The organism is Mesorhizobium monacense (assembly GCF_056781675.1).
Window position 1 is genome coordinate 4,736,444 of sequence record NZ_CM165567.1, and the last position, 19,933, is coordinate 4,756,376.

The following is a 19,933-nucleotide window of genomic DNA, read 5'->3' on the forward strand; positions in this document are numbered from 1 at the left end:
GCGCGTCCGTTGCCGGACGTCAGATATCTTTCGCCAGTCGCAGTGCGTCGTAGATCGCAGCATGGGTGTTGCGAGCCGAAACAGCATCACCGATCCGGAAGAGCTGGAATTGGCCTTGCGGATTCCGCACCACCGACTGCGGTTGTCCGGCGATCAGCTCATCTTGCGAAATCTCGCCGTGATTGGTCGATTTCGGTTTCAGTTCGAAATAGATGTCGTCGAGCGGAATGGTGCCGTGGTTGACGACAACCTGGTCCACGACGCGCTGCCTGGATATGCCGCCGTAATCGCTGCCGACGTTTGCAATGAGCTGATTGCCATTTTTTTCAACAAACTCGAGCCGATAGGTAACGGTGAAGGTCACATCGAGTTTTTGAAGAGACCGCATGTAGGGCACGAGGTTCATCGCCATGACCTCGGGTGAGAACGACCGGTCCGGCGTCATGATCTCGACCTTCGCTCCCCCACCCGCGATGAATTCCGCGGCCTGGAGTGCCGCATGGTCGCCGGCGTCGTCGAAGATCAGGACATTGCTTCCCGGCTTTACGTCTCCTGAGATGATGTCCCATGAAGACACCACCAACTCGTTGCCCTTGGAAAGGACGTCGGTGTGCGCCACCCCGCCCGTCGCAATGATGACGACATCAGGATTTTCCGCCTCGATGATTTCCGCTTCCGCCCAGGCATTGAACTTGATGGTTACTCCATGTTTTTCGCACTGGGCAATGCGCCAATCGATGATACTCATCATCTCCTTGCGGCGCGGGCTCAGCGCTGTCAGGCGGATCTGCCCGCCAGGGTCGCTGGCGGCCTCGAAGACCACGACCTCGTGTCCCCGCTCGCCCGCCACGCGGGCGGCCTCGAGGCCAGCAGGACCTGCACCGACGATGACAATTTTCTTGCGGGTTTCTGCCTTGGGGACGATGTGCGGCATGGTCAGTTCGCGGCCGGTCGCGGCGTTGTGAATGCAGTACGCCGCCCCGCCCTGATAGATGCGGTCAAGGCAATAGTTGGCACCCACGCAGGGCCTGATTTCGTCTTCGCGCTTTTCGATGATCTTGCGCACGATGTGTGGGTCGGTCATGTGAGCGCGCGTCATGCCGATCATGTCGACCTTACCCGATGCAATGGCGTGACGCGCTGTCGCCACATCCGGTATTTTCGCGGCATGGAAGGTTGGGAAGTTGGTTGCCGCACGAATCTCGCCGGCAAAATCAAGGTGCGGCGCATTCGCCATTCCCTGAATCGGAATGACGTCCGTCAGCCCCGCATCGGTGTCGATATGGCCGCGGATCACGTTAAGGTAATCGATAAGGCCGCTTTCCTTGAGGCGTTTGGAGATCTCAATGCCCTCCGACTTGCCAGTGCCGCCGGGGAGACATTCGTCCGCCGTATAGCGGACGCCCAGGATGAAGTCCTCGCCGACCCTTGACCGGATCGCCTTCAAGACGTCCATGCAGAAGCGCATGCGATTATCAAGGGAACCACCATAAGGGCCGTCAAGATCGTTCGTGAGAGGCGACGTGAACTGTTCGAGCAGGTGGCCGTAGGCCTCGAGCTCGACGCCATCCATCCCGCCCGCCTTCATCCGCTCGGCGGCGTCCGCGAAGTCCTTGATGATGCGCTCGATATCCCAGTCTTCAATTTTCTTGGGAAACGCGCGATGTGAGGCTTCACGATGGTGAGACGGCGCCACAACGGGAAGCCAGTCGCCTTTGTCCCAGCGTGTACGCCGTCCAAGGTGGGTTAGCTGGATCATGATGGCGGCGCCCTCTTCGTGCACCGCATCGGTCATCTGCCTGATCCACGGCACGATCTCGTCCTTGTAGGCGAGCAGGTTGTTGAAAACCGGAGGACTGTCCTTCGAGACGGCCGCGGACCCGGCCGTCATCGTCATCGCCACACCGCCCTTTGCCCGTTCCACAGTATAGGCAAGATAGCGCTCCTTCGGCATCCCGTCCTCCGGATAAGCCGGCTCATGGGACGTCACGATGATGCGATTGCGCAGGGTCAAATGCTTGAGTTTGTACGGCTGCAGAAGGGGATCGCTCGACATCAGACGGACTCCGGACTGGGATGGCAGGTGCGAACGCTATCTGGAAATGTACATGCATGTCAAGTTTAGCTTCTAGGAAGTCGACAGAGTCGACATAGGTGTACATTTTTCTGGTTTTCGCTTTGACATTTTGTTAGGCTGGCCGCTCATGGAGCAGATTTCGAACGATAGCGGATGGCGCGGATCCCCGGAGGGATGGCTTGAGGCCGCCTACGATTTGCTTCTGGAATCCGGCGTCGACACGGTGAGGATTTCGCCACTGGCCAAGAAGTTGGGCCTGTCGCGCACCAGCTTCTATTGGTTCTTCAAGGATAGGGAAGAACTGTTGGCCGCCCTCTTGACCCGCTGGCGGGACAAGAACACCGGCAACCTCGTCAAGCAGGCCGAGGCCTATGCCGAGACGGTGGCCGAGGCGATGCTGAACGTTTTCGACTGCTGGCTCGACAAGTCCTTGTTCGATGCCCAGTTCGAGTTCGCAGTCAGAAGCTGGGCGATTCAATCCCCTGACATTCTGGCGGAGGTCCAGAAAGCCGACCAGACGCGTCTCGACGCCATGAGCCAAATGTTCGTCCGCTTCGGTTACAAGGAGGGCTCGGCCGACGTTCGGGCGCGGACCATCTACCTCGTGCAGATTGGCTACATCTCAATGCAGACCAGGGAAGATCTCTCGGCCCGCATGAAACGCATTCCGGGGTACGTGGAGATTTTTACAGGCGAGGCCCCGCAGCAGCGCGAACTGGATCGGTTCTTCGCCAGACATGACTATTTGGCGGACTGAGGAAGAGTTGCGACAATGAGCGAACCCATGAGGATCGGGATAATTGGTGGAGGGGGCTGGCTTGGACGCGCCTTCGCCGAGGCCATTGTCGATGCACAAATAGTTGTCGCAGAGCACCTCACACTTTCTTACAGAAGCGGGCAGCCCGGCTTTCTGCCAAACGCTATCTGGACCAGGGACAATCAGGAACTGGTGGATCGATCTGATGTCATCATCGTCTCGGTCCGGCCCCAGGATTGGCCTGCCATCGAGATTTCTGCGTCCGGCAAGCTTGTGATGTCGGTCATGGCCGGAATCCCCTTGAACCAATTGGCTGCACGTCTCAAGACCGACCGCGTCGTCCGCACGCTTCCGAATGCAGCCGCGGAGGTGCGCAATTCCTACACGCCCTGGATCGGCACTCGAGGCGTCACCGACGATGACCGCAATGTCGTTCGCCGGATTCTGGAAGCCTGTGGCACCGCCGACGAAGTCAAAACCGAAGCAGATATCGACTACATGACCGGTCTTACCGGATCCGGCCCGGCGTTTCCGGCGCTTTTGGCGGCAGCGATGATGGACGATGCCGTCAGCCGAGGAATTAACCCAGATACTGCCCGACGGGGCGTCAGCGCGCTGCTCGTAGGAACCGGAAAACTCCTCGCGGCGCGCGCAGACAATCCCAAAGATATCGTCCAGACCTTCCTCGATTACCGCGGCACCACTGCGGCAGCAATCGAAGCCATGCGTGCAGCCGGGTTTGAATCTGCCGTGGCAGACGGCCTTGCCGCAGCGCTTCAGAAATCCGTGACTATGGGACAAGCCACCTGACTGCCGCATCGCCCGGGCCTGCCTCCGACCACTGGTGAGATAAATGTCAAAACTCTTTCCGCATCTGTTCTCGCCAGTAAAGCTGGGCAGTCGCACGCTGCGGAACCGGATCGTGTTCGGGGCTCATACCGCCAACATGGCCGAAAATGGCGTGCCGACCGAACGACACGTTGCCTACTATGCGGAGCGAGCCATCGGCGGGGCCGGCATGATTGTTGTCGAACCCATGCCCGTTCATCAGGCCGCCGTTCTGACACGCGGCAATTTTCGGCCTGGCGACGATAGCGTCATTCCGCACTTTCAGCCGGTTGCGCGCGCGATCAAGCACCACGGGGCGGTCGCCATCCAGCAGCTCTATCACGTCGGTGCGCATGGGGATTCGGACAACTCGTTTCATGCGCATTGGTCGCCCTCGGGCCTGCCAAGCTACCATGACAGCGACGGTTCCCACGCTATGTCCGAGGATGAGATCTGGGAGACGATCGACGGCTTTGTCCAGGCCGCGCGCCGTTGCCGGGAAGCCGGCTTCGACGGTGTCGAAGTCTGGGCCGCCTATCTCGGACTGGTCGATCAGTTCTGGACACCTTGGACAAACCAACGTGAAGACCAGTGGGGAGGCTCGCTCGAAAATCGCACGCGGATCTCCCGCGAGATCCTGACCCGCATTCGCGAAACTTGCGGCCGGGATTTTATCGTCGGGCTCTCGGTCAGCGACGAACACGACTACACGGTCGCGCTCGGTCGCCAGGAACTGGCGGAGATCGTTCGGCTGCATGATGAGCAGGGGCTGATCGATTACGTGACCTGCGGCACCGGCAGCTACCTCGATTTCTACAAGATAATGCCGACCTTTCTCTATCCGGAGAAGCTTGGCACCGATCTCGCGACGGTCCTGAAGGGTGTGGTCAAGACGGCCCTCGTGGTCGCCGAAAGCCATATCAGGACGCCTGAAAACGCCGAAACTGTACTCGGCGAGAAGGCTGCAGACCTGGTCTCGATCGTCCGGGGCCAGATCGCCGACCCGCATCTGGCCCGCAAGGCCGCGGCAGACCGGCCGGAAGATGTGCGCGGATGCATATCCTGCAACCAGATGTGCTGGGGCCGCCGTTCCCGGGACTACTGGATCAGCTGCCTTATCAATCCCTCGGCAGGGCGCGAGTTTGAATGGGGTGGTGACCGGTTCACGTCAGCCGCCATCAAAAAGCGGGTGCTTGTCGTCGGCGGCGGTCCCGCCGGCCTCGAGACGGCTCGCGTTGCCGCCGAGCGGGGTCACGAGGTGGTACTGGCCGAAGCTTCCAGCAGGCTGGGCGGGAACTTTCTGCTCGCCGGGCTGCAGCCGCGCCGCGGCCAAATCCTCGACCTCCTTGGGTGGTATGAGCGCCAGCTCGGCAAACTGAACGTCGACGTACGACTGAACACCTATGTCGAAGCTTCGGAAATCGCCTCATTCGAAGCTGATACCGTCATCCTTGCTACGGGGTCCGTGTCTCCTGAAACCGGGTTTCAGAAGGCTCTGCCGGCAATGCCGAGCCTGCCGGGCATTGAAAAGGGCAATGTCTTCTCCATCGAATCCGTCATGGCCCGCGTTTCGCGGCCGGGTAAGCGCGTGCTTTTGCTCGATGACGGCGGCGGTTGGCGAGGCGGTGGCACAGCCTGGAAGCTTGCCGAGGAAGGTCACCAAGTCACCATTCTGACGCCCGATCCGCTGGTCGGCAAGGAACTGCAGCGGACGGCTGCCGATTTCCCGCTGCGGCGGACATTGCGCCAGCTTGGCGTCACATGGCTGGTGGATGTCAGCGTGCTGGCGTGGCAAGGGGACGGCGCAACCATCGTTGATCACAACACCGGTGAAGAAAGCTTCGTGCCGGGCGATTGCCTTGTCCTCGCAACCACCAATGTGGCAGCGAATTGGCTGGCGAAAGAGTTGGAAAATACATCCCAGCCTTTCATGGAGGTCGGCGATGGCGTCGCCCCGCGCCAGGCGCCCTATGCCTTCCACGAAGGACGGAAGATTGCCTTGGGGCTATGAAGCGCGGACGTTGTGCTTGCGCTTCATGTAGTCCTTGGCGGTTTCCACTGCCACGGCCGCATCGCGGCAATAGGCATCGGCGCCGACGGCCTTGCCGAATTCCTCGTTGAGCGGCGCGCCGCCAACCAGCACGACATAGTCGTCGCGAATGCCCTTTTCCTTCATCGTGTCTATGACGACCTTCATGTAGGGCATGGTCGTGGTCAGCAGCGCCAGGGCGGGGCTCCCCTTCGCGCCTTGCTTCGGGATGCCGCCCGCTGCCGACACGCGATATCCAGAACGACAGCGAGCTGTGCCGCCAGCTTGTTGCGAAATGAGCGTCCGCTTCGGGTCACGACCCCGCCCAATTACACGTCGTTGCCGCCGATTGCCGCACGCATCGTTGCAAGGCCTTTCGGAACCAGAAGGCTTGAGCTACGTGTGATGGGTGCCATCAAGGCGGAGAAGAGGGCGAACCTATCTGATAAGTATCACAATAGGTAACACACAGATGAGTAGAATAGTGCGAGAAACACGGCCAGATATCTGAAAGTCGTTATAAAAATCAATGACTTACAGGATAGGCCAAGTGGTACCGTTGGCTGGGATCGCTTGCGACCCTATGCTGCTGTTTCTATTTGCTTTTTTCCGGTCTTAAGGACCGATTTGTATCACAATAGGTATCACAATACGTAGCACATTTACTGCTGCTTCGTGGGCGCAACTAGAGGTGCGGTCGAAGCCGCCGCTATATAGTGACATCCTCATGCAATGTCGGCTCTTCTTTCCGCCGCCCCGGGCTGAACGCCCTCATGTCCGAGAATGAAATTGGTGGACCCGGAAGACGTACCAAGATCATTGATTTTATTGTGTTTTTCGTGATCCAAACCAGAAATCTTCCTGTACCGTTCCGCGATAGACAAACAGTCGATCAACGGCCAGGGTGCGCGACGGCAGGCTGGAATTCTAAAGGGGGTGGCTGCAACTCCGTAGTCCTCATACCCCGATTGAGGTGCTGTTCGGCGGCAGAGGACATGCGCAGCAGAAACATGGTGCCCCGCTATATCCAACTTAGCTATCGTGACCTTGTGAAACGCAGTTTACGACCGAAATGAAATCTGCGACCAGCTTGTTCGGTGTACCTCGATAACCGATGGCGATGATGCATTCCCGCATGTCACGAATCGGCCTGAAGACCACGCCTGGCCGAGCGTAGTATTGCGCGGTGCTGTCAGCGGTGATGCTTATGCCGCGGCCGGATGCGACCGCCTGAAGCTCGGATTCGACGGTGGCCGCCTCGAACACGACTTTCGCTGGCCTGTCGACGCGGTAGTCATTTGCCAGCCAGTAGTCGCGCCATATGCCCGGCACCGGCGCGGCAATGATCGGCTCGTCGAGTATATCGTCGAGCACAACCGTTTCCTGCCGACTAAGGCGGTGTCCCGTAGGCAGACATGCGACGCATTTCTCGCGTGCGATTTCGACAAGGTCGATGTCGTCGAGGTCGATCGGTGGCCGAATGATGCCACAATCGACCTTGCCATCTCTCAGGCCGGCACTCGGATCCGAGAAATCAAATTCTTGCAGATGGAGGGAGGCACCCGGACGAACTCGCTCAAACGCTCGAACGATCGCTGGGATAAACTGCACGGCGGTACCAATCATATAGCCAACGCGCAATTCGTTCCTGAGTGCGAGTTGCAGCGACCTTGCCTCACCGTACAGTGCTTCGAGCGATTGGCTAAATGCCCGCGCCCTAGCCAACAGCTTTTCGCCCGACAGCGTCAGGCTGACACTTCGGGTTGTGCGCTCAAACACTGGAAAGCCCAGAGTCTGTTCCAATTGGATGATGGTCTGCGATAGGGCTGGTTGAGAAACATTCAGCTTCTCGGCAGCCCGCGCGAAGCTTTTCTCATTCGCGACGGCGATGAAGGAATGAATATGGCGAACTTGGATATTCATAAGCGTCACGAATTAATCGTTCAGCTATTCGTCCTTGTTGTCAAGCGGTCTAGGCCGATAATCAGTCACATCCCAATAGGTTGAGGTGAGCCATGAATATCGGCCAGACAGACACGTCTCATTCCAGAAACATTGTGGAACAGGGTAAGCGGTCGCTGATCCACGATCCATTGGGTGGCGACGAAGCCAAGATTACGCTGGTGCGCGCCAAAGGCTCCCATGTCTGGGACGACCAGGGCCGCCAATATCTCGACTGCACCTCGCAGGCCTGGTCGAACAATCTCGGCGCCAACGACCCCAGGGTCGTGGAGGCCGCAATCGCCCAGCTGCGCGAGATCACGCATGCCCGCCCGAACTTCAATACGGTGGCGATGCTGCAGCTCACCGCGAAGCTGCGCGAAATCTCGCCGGGCGACCTCAACCGTATCGGCTACTGCCTGCATGGCAGCCTGGCAGTCGAAATGGCGATGAAGCTCGCCTTCAAGAACAAGCCTGGACGCCACAACATCATCGTGCTGCAGGACGCCTACCACGGCCGTTCGCTGACCACGATGGCGGCGAGCTGGCCGCATCCGAACAACCCGTTCCTGCCGATCCAGCCGCGCTTCACCCGCGTGCCGCATCCCGACCCCTACCGGCCGCGGCTAGGCATGGACGTGGAGATGGAATCGAGGCTGTGCCTGCAATTGCTGGAGGAGACGATCCACAAGGGCGTCGACGGCGGCGTGGTGGCCATCATGATGGAGCCAATCCCCGGCAATGGTGGCCATATCGACCTGCCGCTGTCTTTCCTCAGGGGCGTACGCGAGATCTGCGACCGCCACGACATCATCCTGATATGGGACGAGATCCAGAGCTGCTTCGGCCGCACCGGGGCGATGTTCGCCTCCGACTATTTCGGTGTCGTCCCCGACATCATGACGTTCGGCAAAGGTGTCAGCGGCGGCTTCCCGCTGGCCGGCATCATGGCCAGCGAGCGGCTGACGGGCTTCGATTCCGGCGAAGATGCGCTGACCTTCGGCCAGTTCCCGGTCGCCATGGCTGCCGCCGTCGCCACCATCGAGGCGATCATCGCCGACGATTTGTGCGGCAAGGCGCGCGACCGTGGCGCCTACGCGACGCAGCGGCTGACGGAAATGGCCGAGCGGCGCAAGCTGATCGGCGACATCAGGGGACCGGGACTGTTCGTCTCGCTCGAACTGGTCAAGGACCGGGCGACCAAGGAGCCGGCGCCGAAGGCGGCATCGGAAGTCTATCGCCGCGGCCTCGAGAAAGGCGTGCTGTTCGGCGAGAGCCGCTACGCCGGCCTCGGCAACCTCATCAAGGTCAAGCCTCCACTCGACTGCACGCATGAGGACATGGCGCATGCGCTCGATGTGCTTGACGAGGTGCTGGGCTCGATCGAGGCCGAGGGCATCGCATGACCGAACCCGCCCGACGGCGACGGCGCCGTCGCGGCGAGACCAACGCAAATTAGTACGAAGATACTAATGTTCGAAAGGGGAACACAATGCAAAGAACCACCATCAACAGGCGCTCCGTCCTCGCAGCCGGTGCCGGCGCGGCGCTGTCCATGCCGTTCATCCGGCCATCCTGGGCACAGGCGCAAACGGTGCGCGCGCTCATGTGGGAGGCCTATGTGCTGCCCGACGTGGTGTCGAAGTTCGAGCAGGACAACAACGTCAAGTTCGTCGCCACCTTCTTCGATGGCAACTCCGAGGCCTATAACAAGCTGCGCGTCGGCGGCGCCAAGGAGTTCGACCTCGTCCAGGCCGACGGCTTCTGGCCGCAGCTCTACTTCCGCGAGGGGCTCATCCGCTCCGTCGACTACGTGCAGGTGCCGAGCGCAACCGGCTACCTGCCGGAGTTCAAGCCGGAAAAGTTCAAGGTGCTGACTGACGCCGCCTCGGGCGCCAAGATCGGCTATCCGTTCTGCTGGGGCGCCTATGGCATCACCTACGACGCCGCCGCGGTGGCGCCGGAAAAGACCCAGACAATCGCATGCATGTTCGATCCCGCGTTCTCCGGCCGGCTGTCGACCAGCGCGCGCTTCGAAGAAAACATTGCGCTTGCGGCGCTGCTGGTCACGGATCGCCTCGGCTCGCGCGACAAGCCGCGTCCGGACGGAAAGCCATTCAATCCCTACGTGCTGACCGACGAGGAACTTGGTGAGATCCAAAAACTGCTGGTTGAGCAGAAGACGCTGCTGCTCACCCGCTACCAGGACAACCCGACGCTCTTCCAGTTGCTGCAGAGCGGCGCCGTGGTGGCGGCAACCGAGTTCGCGCAGGTGTTCCGCCAGTTGCTGACCGCCAAGGACGGCAATCCCAAGGAGGATTTCCGACACACGCTGAAGATGAAGGAAGGCGGCCTCGGCTGGGTGGACACCTGGCTGGTGACGTCAGGCGTCGAGGACGGACCCAGGCTCGAGCTGTGCAACCGCTTCATCGACCGCATGATATCAGCCGAGGTGATGAAGCGCATCGGCGAAACCGCCGGCTGCTCGACCACCATCGATCTCCGGTCTATCTCCAGCGAGGAAGACCGCAAGCTCTACCTGATGGACCGGTCGAACGAGATCGCCGACCTGTTCATGTTCGACCAACCCTCGTCTCCCGAGAAGTGGGAACGGGTGTGGTCGAATGTCCAGGCAGCCTGATCGACAGTACGTTCCCACCTCCCAGGCGACGGCTGTATCCTCTGGCGGGGCATGATCCCCGCCAGAGGGACCGATGCCCAGATATTCAGGTCAGCATCCATGAACGCGAGCCTTGACGGCGTTGCTACGCCCTATATCCGCATTGCCGGCGTGTCGCGCCAATACGGCCAGGTCCGTGCTTTGCACGACCTGTCCATCGACATCGCCAAGCACGAATTCATCGCCATCCTTGGTCCCAGCGGTTCCGGCAAGAGCACGCTGCTTCGGCTGATCGCCGGGCTCGACCGGCCGAGCACGGGCCGCATCTTCTTTGAGGGTGCCGACGTCACCGATCTGCCGCCGTACAAGCGCGGCATCGGCATGGTTTTCCAGGAATTCCTGCTGTTTCCGCACCGAACCGTGCGCGAAAACCTCGCCTTTCCGCTGCGCATGACCAACCAGCCGCAGCAGAAGATTCTCGAACGCCTCGACTGGGCGGAGGCGATACTGTCGCTGCGCGGGCTCATGGATCGCTATCCCAATCAATTGTCCGGCGGGCAGCAGCAGCGTGTCGCACTCGGCCGGGGTCTCGTCACCCACCCAACGCTGCTGCTGCTCGACGAGCCGCTCGCCAATCTCGACCGCGAGCTGCGCAACGAGATGGAGGTCGAGATCCGCCGCTATCAGAAGCAGCTCGGCATCCCCTTCGTCTACGTCACCCACAATCAGGAAGAGGCATTGTCGATGAGCGATCGTGTCGCCGTCATCAATGGCGGCAGGCTGGAAGCGCTCGGCGAGCGGCAGGTAATCTACGACAATCCCCCGACGCCTTTCGTTGCACGGTTCGTCGGCAAATCAACGCGCTTCGACGGCGCATTCAATCCGGCGACGGGGCAGATCGAGCTGCAGCGCTACGACTACGCGTTCCCCTATCACCACCCCTTCGAGCGCAAGGGCGACGCCCGCGCCGAAATCTTCGTCAAGAACGAACGCTTTCAGCTTTCGCCCTGGGCGGCAGGCGCAACCGGCATTCCCTGCACCGTGGCCGACATCGTGCTGCGCGGACCTTTCGTCGAATACATCCTCGAGACCGAGGCGGCCGAGCGCATCATTGCGGTCAAGCCGAAGACGTCGGGCCCCTCGGCACTCGGCACCAAGCTGTCGCTGTCCTGGGACCCTGCGGCGTGCCACGTCTTTCCGGCAGGGAGGTGAACGTGGCTGAGACTGACAACCGGTGGAACAGGCGGCTGTTCCTGCATGTGCCCGCCATCTTCCTGGTGCTGTTCTTCGTCCTGCCTTTGATCGCGCTGGTCATCCTCAGCTTCTGGCAGACCGAAAACTACAAGATCGTGCGCGAATGGTCCGCGATAAACTATGTGACGCTGGCGACCGAGCCTGCCTACTTCGTCTTCTTTGTGCGGTCGCTGTTCCTGGCGATCGGCGTCTCGATCTTTTCGGTCGCCGTCTCCTGGCCGATCGCCTTCTTCATCGTACGCCACGGTGGCCGCTACAAGCTGATCCTTTCCCTGTTGCTTGCCGTGCCCTTCCTCTCTGGCGAGGTGCTGCGCCTTATCGCCCTGCAAGGCATGCTGGGACCAACGGGCCTGGTCAACGGGGTGCTTTTGAAACTTGGCTCCGCCCCGCTGCGATTCATCATGTATTCGAACTGGGCAACCTTCATTGCCCTCATCTATCTCTACCTGCCGATGGTCGTGACGACAGTCTATCTGTCGCTCTTGAATTTCGATTTCCGCCTGACCAGCGCGGCGAGCTCCTGTGGCGCAAACCGCTTCCGGATATTTTATGAGATCGTTTGGCCACTCAACCTGTCAGGAACGATCGTAGGGTTCCTGCTCTGCTTCATCCCCACGCTGTCGGCATCGCTCGCCCCCCGCTTTCTCGGCGGACCGAGCGGCACACTTTACGGCATGTCGATCGCGCAGCAGTTCGGCGAGTCCGGCACATGGGCTCTCGGCGCGGCCATGGGCGTTGTGCTCTTCCTGTTTTCGATAGCGGTGCTTGGCGTGTTCAGCCTCGGCATCGATCTGCGCCGGACGGGCTTCACAGGAATGGGACGGCAGTGATGTACGCACAGGCGAGCAACGACAGGCTGACCAAATGGCTGATGGGAGCGATCCTGGTGGCGGCCTATGCCTTCCTCTACATGCCGATCGTCCACATCCTGTTCGCGTCGATGTCGAGCCGGCCGAACTTTCCCTATCCTCCGGAGTTCGACTTTGGGAGCTACATCAGGCTCTACACCAATACCGTCTATCAGAGCGCCTTCATCAACAGCCTGATCATCGCGACCTGCACGTCGCTCCTTTCGACGGCGCTGGGCTTCCTGGCGACGGTCGGGGTGCTGCGCTTTGCCGGCCGTAAGGCGCTCGTCTATGCCGCCTTCTTTGCTGGGCCGCTGTTCGTGTCCGAGATCCTGCTCGGCATCTCGTCCATGTCGCTCTACTACTTGGCCTTGGAGCTGCAGGGAAACATGGTCACCGCCATCATCGCCAATTCGGTGCACTGCTTCTCGTTCTGCTTCCTCATCATGGCCGCCCTGCTCTACCGGTACGACTGGCGGATGAACGAGGCCGCGGTTGTTTGTGGCGCCTCGCCGATCCGCGCCTTTTTCGAGGTGATGCTGCCGCTGACCTGGTCCGGAATCCTGAGCAGTCTGATTGTTGCCTTCGTGCTGTCGCTCAATGGCCTGGACATCTCATTCTACCTGCTGGGCGCCACCCCAACGATGCCATCGGTCGCCTGGGGCGCGCTGCGCTACGGCGTCAAACCGGAGCTTTACGCGCTGTCCTCGATCATCAACGTCTTGGTGTTTGCCGCGATCATCGCGCTTTACTTCGTCGCCCGCTCGGACAGGAAAACGACTGTGGAGTGACAGTCCTGCTTGTGCTGCCTTCGAAATTCGGGGGGTCCGCTCCGTCGAACTTTCGGTAGCCTGATTCTGGCATGTGTCTTGTCGCTAACGGATTGGACATCGCGTTGTATCTTGTTGGGCGGCGCATCCGCCAAGTAGCAGACAAGCCGTTCCGCGGGGACGCTAGGAAGGAAGACGAGTGTTCGGAACCCAGGGTTGAAGGGGACGTCACAGTACTGAGCAATGCGATCATGCCCAAGCATGAAAGATCACAAATGGTCACTCGTACAGGCCCTAGCTCACGGCCCCAATTCTCCGGGTTGGGCGCGTCTTGAGCAGCTCATCAAGGAAGCCCCTCATATCCAAATTTTTCCATTTTTTATTTCAATGGGATGATATCGATATTTTTGGACTGATCTCTAATGATCCAATTGCATCGACCGGGCAGCCACTGGAAGCATCCTCTAGACTAGCGCCTGCTGCGCAGCGGCCGCCGTCTCCGCTCCGCCCTCGACGTGAACGGTGGGCACAGCGATCTTGATGCTGTTCGTCGAGCCGGTGAACCGACGCGCTGCCGTTGAGCGCAGCCGATCCTGATGGCCGACACGCCGCGATCAAGCGCGGCGACGCGGCGTGGTAGAGCGTTTTTGGCTATACGCTAGACTAAAAGATGAAGGCGCCTTTGCCGCCCGACTGGGCGTCAAGGATCCGGTAGACCTCTTCTGCCTGATCCAAACGTCAACGGTGCGTGAACAGGCGATCAAGGTCGAGGTTGCGCGACAACGAAGTCTGCACAGGCTTTCTCCTGGCGGGTGGCGATTTCCCTGTTGGCTAGGCCCTGGGCAGTCAACGTCAGGACCTCGATTGCGCGTCTTTGCGCAACCAGCTCGCTGACCGCGCCCCTGGATCCTTGTTCATTTCGTTGCCTTCTTGGATGAAGCCCTCGACGGTCCCGGCGCCGGTTTCGGCTTTGGGTCCGTCGGAGGTTGTGTAGTCGGAGCCGGCGCCGATTTCAGTGCCTCGAGTTCCTTTTTGTAGCCTTCTACAGCGGCTTCGTAGCGCGCGGTGGTCTCGTCGCGGCGCTGCGAGAGCGCTTCGATGGCTGCCGCGATTTCCTCGGCACGCCGGTCGCGCAGTTCCTGCGGGAAGTTGACATCCTTTTCAGTGACTTTGGCGAAAACAGGCTGCTTGGCGGCTTTGTCGAGCCAGGCCGAATGTTCCTTCAGAATTTCGTCGAGCGTCATGGCACGGTCCTTTCCGTCTATGTCTGAATCATGTTGAAGGCAGATTCCGGGGCCGGGAACTGTGTGTGCTGTAGGCTGCCGCCGGTCGTAACATTGCCGATGAACGGCCCCGGTACGCCGTTGAAATTCACCGAAAAATAGTTCGGCGTGGTGGCCTTGACGTGATTGCCGGTGACGATCGCTGAACGGCCAGTCAACGACACCGTGGCGCGGCTGTCGTCCCGATCCGGCGGTGAGCGATGCATGCAATAATTCTGGTCGAAAGACACCCGCTCGAACCTGATGAAGCCATTGTTGACTTCGGTCTCGCGCAACTCGACAAGCGCGGTGCGGCCTGTACCGATGAATTTGTTGCCGTGGATCTGAACGGCAAAGCCGAAAGTGAGAATGTCGTTGAGCTGGAAGTCGAGCAGGCCGCGCATGACCAGCGCCCGATCCTCGCGTGACGGATCACGGGCGAACGCGTCCGAATAGGTGACGAGATTGTTGGATACACGCGCTTCCATGATGAGGTCGCCCGAAATGCCGTAGTCGGCCGTGGTGGTCGGCGCCGCGCCCGCCAGCGATCCGGTATCCATGACCTCATTGCCGACGATGTGGGCCTCTCCAGCGACGGCGATCAACCCGATCGCCGTTGCAACGGAACTCATGGCGCGGCCGCACGCAACGATGCGATTGTCGGTGATCTCGCAGCGCGCGAAGAGCAACAGCCCGAGCACACCCCACTGTTCGAGATTGTCGAGCCTGTTGCCGTGGATGGCAGGTCCCCATTCCCTGAACAGGGATATGCCGGCGACGCCCCCGCGAATGTCATTTTCCGAAATCCGGTTTTGATGGCCGTCGGCCAGAAGAAAACCGCTCAGCGCGGAACGGACGCGGTTACCGCCAAAGTGCGAGCCGCGCACATGCGTGCCGAGAATGGCGAAGCTTCCTTGCCCCATCCCTTCGACAACATTGCCGTCGACAACAAGATCGTCGGCGCTGAGGATCATGATGCCATTCTGCGGTCCGGCCAGGAAGTTCTGGGTTATCACACCGCCGAGAACCGGTGGCGCCTCGGCATCCTCGGCCTGGCCGATAAGGATCGCTAGCGGCCCGCGGATATCACGTTCCTTCTGGCCGGAAAAAAGCGTGTTGCCGGTAATGCCGCAGAGAGATCCGGTCACGCGAATGCCGACGAACAGCCTGTGCAGATAGCGCACCTTGTTGCCGGAGATGGTGCAGAAATCGGCGGCGCAGTCGATCCCGTAAAACCGGGCGGTCGAATCGAGCCCTTCTGACAAATTTGGCAAATCGACAAGATTGTCGGCCACGATCGAACGATCGGCAAGCGACGCCGCAGTTGCGGCATCGGGGTGGTCGTCAACGACGATTCCGAAGAGCGCGCCGGTGACCAGATTGCGGGTGATCCGGCAGGCAAATGATGATTCCTGGACAAGGATGCCGGCCAGCGGGGGGAGGCCGTCCTCGCCGCGTTGGCGCCTGAGTTCGATTGCGTTGCCATCTGCCACGAAATCCTCGCAGCGTTGCCTGACCCATATGCCGAGGGCGACAGAATCGATGCGGCATTGCAAGACCGATACCCGATCCGAGGTAACGATCGACAGCCCGGCGAATTGCCGCGATTGGACGGCCCGCATGGTGCAGTTGGCAATCCGCACGTTTGCCGACATGGCAACGATGACGACGCCGTCCGCCTCTTGCCTCAACTGGTTCGCCTCAAAGGCAATGCCAAGGACATCCACGCCTTCAACGCGCCCCCCGCCGTTGCCGACAATGAGAACCGGGCCGGCTCCTGTCGAACGGACGGTGGTTCCCGGACTTTCCGCCTTGAGCACGATGCTTCCGCGCGCAATGCGCAGCAATTCGCGGACGAGGTGCAGTCCGGTCTTGAGGCAAACGCAGCCGCCCTGCTCGGGCAGCGCGTCGATGCCGGCCTGGATGTCCTCGCCGACGCGCACGATGATGGTGCAGCAGCAATCGGCTTGGCCTTGTTGCGGAGGCGGCGGACGGCAATCCATCACCACAGGGTCGGCTCCGCCAAGACCGACGACGGCTGCAAGCTGCAGATAGCGGTGCTTTATGCCGCGCGGCGGCGCGGCGACAAGTTCCTCGATTTCCGCCGTGGCGGTACGCGCCCAGAATACCCAATAGTCGCCGACGCGGAACGACCCGCCGACGGGCACGACCGAGAAACTCACCTCGATCCCTGCCTCGATGGCGATCGGCCCGGCAGCCGTCAGGATCAACCCGGAGACGGGATTGAGGCCCGGATTGGCCGCGGCGGTCTGGTCCCATTTCTGGATGCGGGTGTGCCTTGCTCCGACTTCCGCGTCGTTGGCGCCAAAGGCCCTGCCCGTACCAGTCGGGATCAACCGGTCGATGACGATGCGAAGATTGGCCATATCGAGGTCGGCAACCATCGCCATTTCGCCCGCTTCGCCCATCAGTTCGCGATGATCATCGGTCACCGTCACCCAATCTCCGATCTTGAAACGCATGAATTCGTCGCGGCCGATGCGGTTGACGGTCAGCGTGGTCTGCGTGCCGCTGACGGCGATCGACCTGACCGCCGAAACGATGGTGCCGTTATCGCGCGACCATTTGAAGGTCGCGGTGCCCAGCGCCCCGCCCGTATGAACCTCGATCCGGTAGAGCCGGTTTTCCAGTCCGCGGTAGCCGCTGGCCGGCGGCAGGATGCATGGGTCGTCGGGCGTTGGCGGCGCTACCGCCGCCGTCGTCAGGCGGCCGGCTGACGGCGGCTGGCCGACATCGAGGCCACAGGTCGCGCCGTCCCGCCCCTCGACACGCAATTGCCAGACCGTCTGCACTCGCGTCGTGGTATCGGCACCGCCGAGCGCCACGTCGAGAAGCTCCGGATCCTCGATATAGGTAACCTCGCGATCCCAAATGTCGAGAAAGACGACGGAATCGCCGGCAGGCAGTGGCGCGGGGAGCGGTGCCGGCAGGAATTTCTGATTGAGATAGGTGAAATTCTCTTCGGCGAAGGCCTCGACCTGCACGCCGTCCACATAAAGACGTCCCGGGCCGATCGACAGATCAGCCGGCGGACCCGGGATCAGGCCGACGTTGAAAGCACCGGGGTTGGAAAGATAAGGCACGCCGACCGGCCCGAAAACATCCAGTGCCGTGGTTCGCAGACGCCGCTTGAGGATGGCGACCTCTTCGTTCCAGTCGGAATCGAGCTGTACCCGCCCCTGCTGCATGAGGACGCCGGAGTACCGCTTGAGGGGATCGAAGGTGAACCTCGTATGGTCGCCGCTCATCGCTGTGTTCCTCCTGTTGGGCCGCCGCTTTTGCCCGTTACGTCACATAGATCAGGCCGTAGTCGAGGCCGAAGGGCAGGTATTCCTTCAACCGCAGCCTGAGATTGGCCTCGCGCTGCGGCTGCTTGAGGTGGCAGTAAACGCCCATTTCCGAGCCATCGGCGGCGCCTTGCGCTATTTCGACCGGCCCGTGCAGCGAAAGCTGCACATAGGCAGGCAGCCCGTAGGCTTCTGCGGTGTATTCCGGCTTGACCCTCAGCCGCACTCTGGCGCGGACGGCGGCACGTTGCGGGTCGGTCAGCGGCCCGACGCGGGCCTCCTCCTCGGCAATCGCCTTACGCTCGGCCAGGTCGGGCTGGCAGCGGTAGCGCCGTGGCGCGCGCGATCCTGGCGGCAGATAGCTGAAGCGCACGCAGCCGGTCTGGATGCGCTCGGCTGTGGCGAGCCCGTCGAATATGACCTCCGTGGCGAAGTCGATCTGGCGGACGCGTGTCGGCCCGCGAACCGTCGTGCGCTCGAGCCGCACCGGCGGACCCGGAAGATTTGGGCCCGCAACACCGGCAATCGCGTCGATTCCTGCGCCGTCGACGATGCTGTCCAGCGCGATCAGCGACTCCGAATGAACAGGCAGGCGGATCGGCCCGCAGATCGAAAAGGCCAGCTCGACGCCGAGTTCGGTATTTGCCGGCGCGCCGGTCGGCAGAGCGGCCGCAGCGGCTATACTCGGTTCGGGCGGCTGCGGCGCCGGCGGATCCTGCTCGGCAATCGAAACGCCCGGCACCAGGGTCGTGTGCAGCAGCCGCAGCCGGTTGAGCGAACCGGTGACCGCGATGCGTCCCTCGATGAGCAGGCCACCCAGGGTGACGGAATAGTCCGGCCGGTCTCCCGACAGGGTCAGCGGGCCATCGAGCAGGATGTGCGGGCGCATTCCGTCCGCTGCCTCGATCGCCAGCGACGTGCCCGGGTCGACAGCCACAGCGGTCATGTCGATGGCAAGCGTTTCCCGATAGGTGCGGTTGTCGCGCACGCGAATGATGGCATCGCGCTTACCGTCCGCAACCCACTGTCCGAGCGCCGCGGCGATCGTCGGGAAAATTCCCGGCGCGCCAGTGCCGTCGACAAACAGCATCTGCACATTGTCGGTGTAGGTGGGCCGCGTCAGCCATGCCCGGCGGCGATAGGGACCACCGCCAAGATCGGCCGGAAAGCCGCAGTGGTAGTAGACCTCGACGCGATTTGCCGGCATCAGCGCCGGTCCGAGCGCCAGCCGCCCCCGCACGACATCGACGGCGATCCTGTTGGTCGACGGCTGCGACCAGACCGAAAGGTTGCGGCAAACCACACGATCGGTGGTGACCGGGACACCGTCGACGAAAACCATGATGCTTGGCGCGGTCGCGGCCGGCAATGGCGGGATGGCGTCGAAAAGGCCATAGAAGTCGTCGATGCCCACGAAAAAACGGGCCGGCCTTATCGGCTGAGGAACATGAAGCTCCGTTGCCAGTCCAGCCTCGTCGCCTTCGCGGCGGCTGCGGCTGAACAATGGCGCCGAGTTGCCGAGCGGGCTGAAATGATAGCGAAAACCACCGGCCGCACCCAGTCGCCGGGCCTCGACAAGCTCAAGCCGATAGGCGCCGAGCCGCCACAGGAAAAAGCCGATGTTCGGGACATTGTGCCAGCCTTCATCCTGCGAGATCGGCCGGACATCGACCGTGTGCGAAATCTCGTCGAAGGCGCCATCGAGGCGGTCCATGCGCTCGACGCGCCTTATGTCTGGCGTTCTCAAGGAATGCGCACGCACATGGTTGCGCAGCCACTGCGTCCAGCCGAGCAGTTCGAAGAATTCGACGGCGTGGGACGACCAGCCGGTAACATCGCGCGCCAGTTCCTCGAGCATGGGCAGCGTGCCTTTGCGGCGGCGATAGTAGATGGTCTTGGCGACATCGGCCCGGCCGCGTAGCGCGATCGACGGCTTGAGGCTGGGGCCGGTCAAAGACTTGAAGAGTTCGGCAGCGGTATCGCCGTCCTTGACGTGGCTCTCGTCAAAGAGCGGGATGGTGCCGACGAGGTCGCCGATATACGGCACGACCCATGGCTCGCACGTCTCGATGAAAGCGTTTTCGTAGAGCTGGCGGATGTCGCCTTCGATGTTGTCAGCTTGCCGGTCAATGATCGACAGCAGCGCGCGCAGCGGTTTTCCTTCCGCGTCGTCCTTGTCGCGGATGAAAGCCGGAAGCAGCCCATAAAGCTTGTCGCGCTCGGCGTTGGAGAAGCTCAT

General features: G+C 61.2%; 13 protein-coding genes and 1 pseudogene. 8 read left to right on the plus strand and 6 right to left on the minus strand.

Annotation, left to right across the window (positions count from 1 at the left end; translation table 11 throughout):
- Positions 1–19 precede the first annotated feature (19 nt).
- Complete coding sequence (locus AC1RUK_RS22830) at positions 20–2,056, minus strand: oxidoreductase (protein WP_481840115.1); 2,037 nt, start codon at positions 2,054–2,056, stop codon at positions 20–22.
- 148 nt (positions 2,057–2,204) lie between these two features.
- Between AC1RUK_RS22830 and AC1RUK_RS22835 the strand changes: the two genes are divergently transcribed.
- Genes AC1RUK_RS22835 through AC1RUK_RS22845 form a run of 3 tightly spaced genes read left to right on the plus strand, consistent with a single transcriptional unit; the run spans position 2,205 to position 5,673 of the window.
- On the plus strand, positions 2,205–2,834 hold the full coding sequence (locus AC1RUK_RS22835) for a TetR/AcrR family transcriptional regulator (RefSeq protein WP_481838831.1): 630 nt from the start codon (positions 2,205–2,207) through the stop codon (positions 2,832–2,834).
- 15 nt (positions 2,835–2,849) lie between these two features.
- Positions 2,850–3,644: a pyrroline-5-carboxylate reductase family protein gene (locus tag AC1RUK_RS22840; protein WP_481838830.1), complete on the plus strand. Its 795-nt coding sequence runs from the start codon at positions 2,850–2,852 to the stop codon at positions 3,642–3,644.
- 43 nt (positions 3,645–3,687) lie between these two features.
- Positions 3,688–5,673, plus strand: coding sequence for an oxidoreductase (locus tag AC1RUK_RS22845; protein ID WP_481838829.1), 1,986 nt, complete (start codon positions 3,688–3,690; stop codon positions 5,671–5,673).
- Here AC1RUK_RS22845 and AC1RUK_RS22850 read toward each other — a convergent pair.
- Both AC1RUK_RS22850 and AC1RUK_RS22855 read right to left on the minus strand, forming a co-directional pair.
- Positions 5,668–5,886 (minus strand): annotated as a pseudogene (locus AC1RUK_RS22850) (cobalamin-binding protein); the annotation flags it as partial. The gene AC1RUK_RS22845 and the pseudogene AC1RUK_RS22850 overlap by 6 nt on opposite strands.
- An 837-nt stretch (positions 5,887–6,723) precedes the next feature.
- The gene (locus tag AC1RUK_RS22855) at positions 6,724–7,614 is read right to left on the minus strand and encodes a LysR family transcriptional regulator (RefSeq protein WP_481839421.1); all 891 of its coding nucleotides are present in this window, start codon (positions 7,612–7,614) and stop codon (positions 6,724–6,726) included.
- Between the two features lie 92 nt (positions 7,615–7,706).
- On the opposite strand from AC1RUK_RS22855, the gene AC1RUK_RS22860 reads away from it, so the two are divergent.
- The 5 genes from AC1RUK_RS22860 to AC1RUK_RS22880 all read left to right on the plus strand — a co-directional run bounded on the left by AC1RUK_RS22860 (position 7,707) and on the right by AC1RUK_RS22880 (position 13,145).
- Positions 7,707–9,038, plus strand: a complete 1,332-nt coding sequence (locus tag AC1RUK_RS22860; RefSeq protein ID WP_481840116.1) for an aspartate aminotransferase family protein — start codon at positions 7,707–7,709, stop codon at positions 9,036–9,038.
- A gap of 86 nt (positions 9,039–9,124) precedes the next feature.
- Entirely contained in the window at positions 9,125–10,273 is a 1,149-nt protein-coding gene (locus AC1RUK_RS22865; RefSeq protein WP_481838827.1) for an ABC transporter substrate-binding protein, read from the plus strand.
- A 99-nt stretch (positions 10,274–10,372) separates the two neighbouring features.
- On the plus strand, positions 10,373–11,464 hold the full coding sequence (locus AC1RUK_RS22870) for an ABC transporter ATP-binding protein (protein WP_481838826.1): 1,092 nt from the start codon (positions 10,373–10,375) through the stop codon (positions 11,462–11,464).
- Between the two features lie 2 nt (positions 11,465–11,466).
- A complete protein-coding gene (locus tag AC1RUK_RS22875; protein ID WP_481838825.1) occupies positions 11,467–12,336 on the plus strand; it encodes an ABC transporter permease in 870 nt (289 codons plus the stop codon).
- Complete coding sequence (locus AC1RUK_RS22880) at positions 12,336–13,145, plus strand: ABC transporter permease (RefSeq protein ID WP_481838824.1); 810 nt, start codon at positions 12,336–12,338, stop codon at positions 13,143–13,145. Before AC1RUK_RS22875 ends, AC1RUK_RS22880 begins: the two co-directional genes overlap by 1 nt.
- An 893-nt stretch (positions 13,146–14,038) precedes the next feature.
- Here AC1RUK_RS22880 and AC1RUK_RS22885 read toward each other — a convergent pair.
- Genes AC1RUK_RS22885 through AC1RUK_RS22895 form a run of 3 tightly spaced genes read right to left on the minus strand, consistent with a single transcriptional unit; the run spans position 14,039 to position 19,933 of the window.
- Complete coding sequence (locus tag AC1RUK_RS22885) at positions 14,039–14,368, minus strand: hypothetical protein (RefSeq protein WP_436172877.1); 330 nt, start codon at positions 14,366–14,368, stop codon at positions 14,039–14,041.
- A gap of 17 nt (positions 14,369–14,385) precedes the next feature.
- Positions 14,386–17,655 (minus strand): DUF6519 domain-containing protein, encoded by a 3,270-nt coding sequence (locus AC1RUK_RS22890; protein ID WP_481840117.1) that lies wholly within the window; start codon positions 17,653–17,655, stop codon positions 14,386–14,388.
- Between the two features lie 37 nt (positions 17,656–17,692).
- On the minus strand, positions 17,693–19,933 hold the full coding sequence (locus tag AC1RUK_RS22895; RefSeq protein WP_481838822.1) for a hypothetical protein: 2,241 nt from the start codon (positions 19,931–19,933) through the stop codon (positions 17,693–17,695).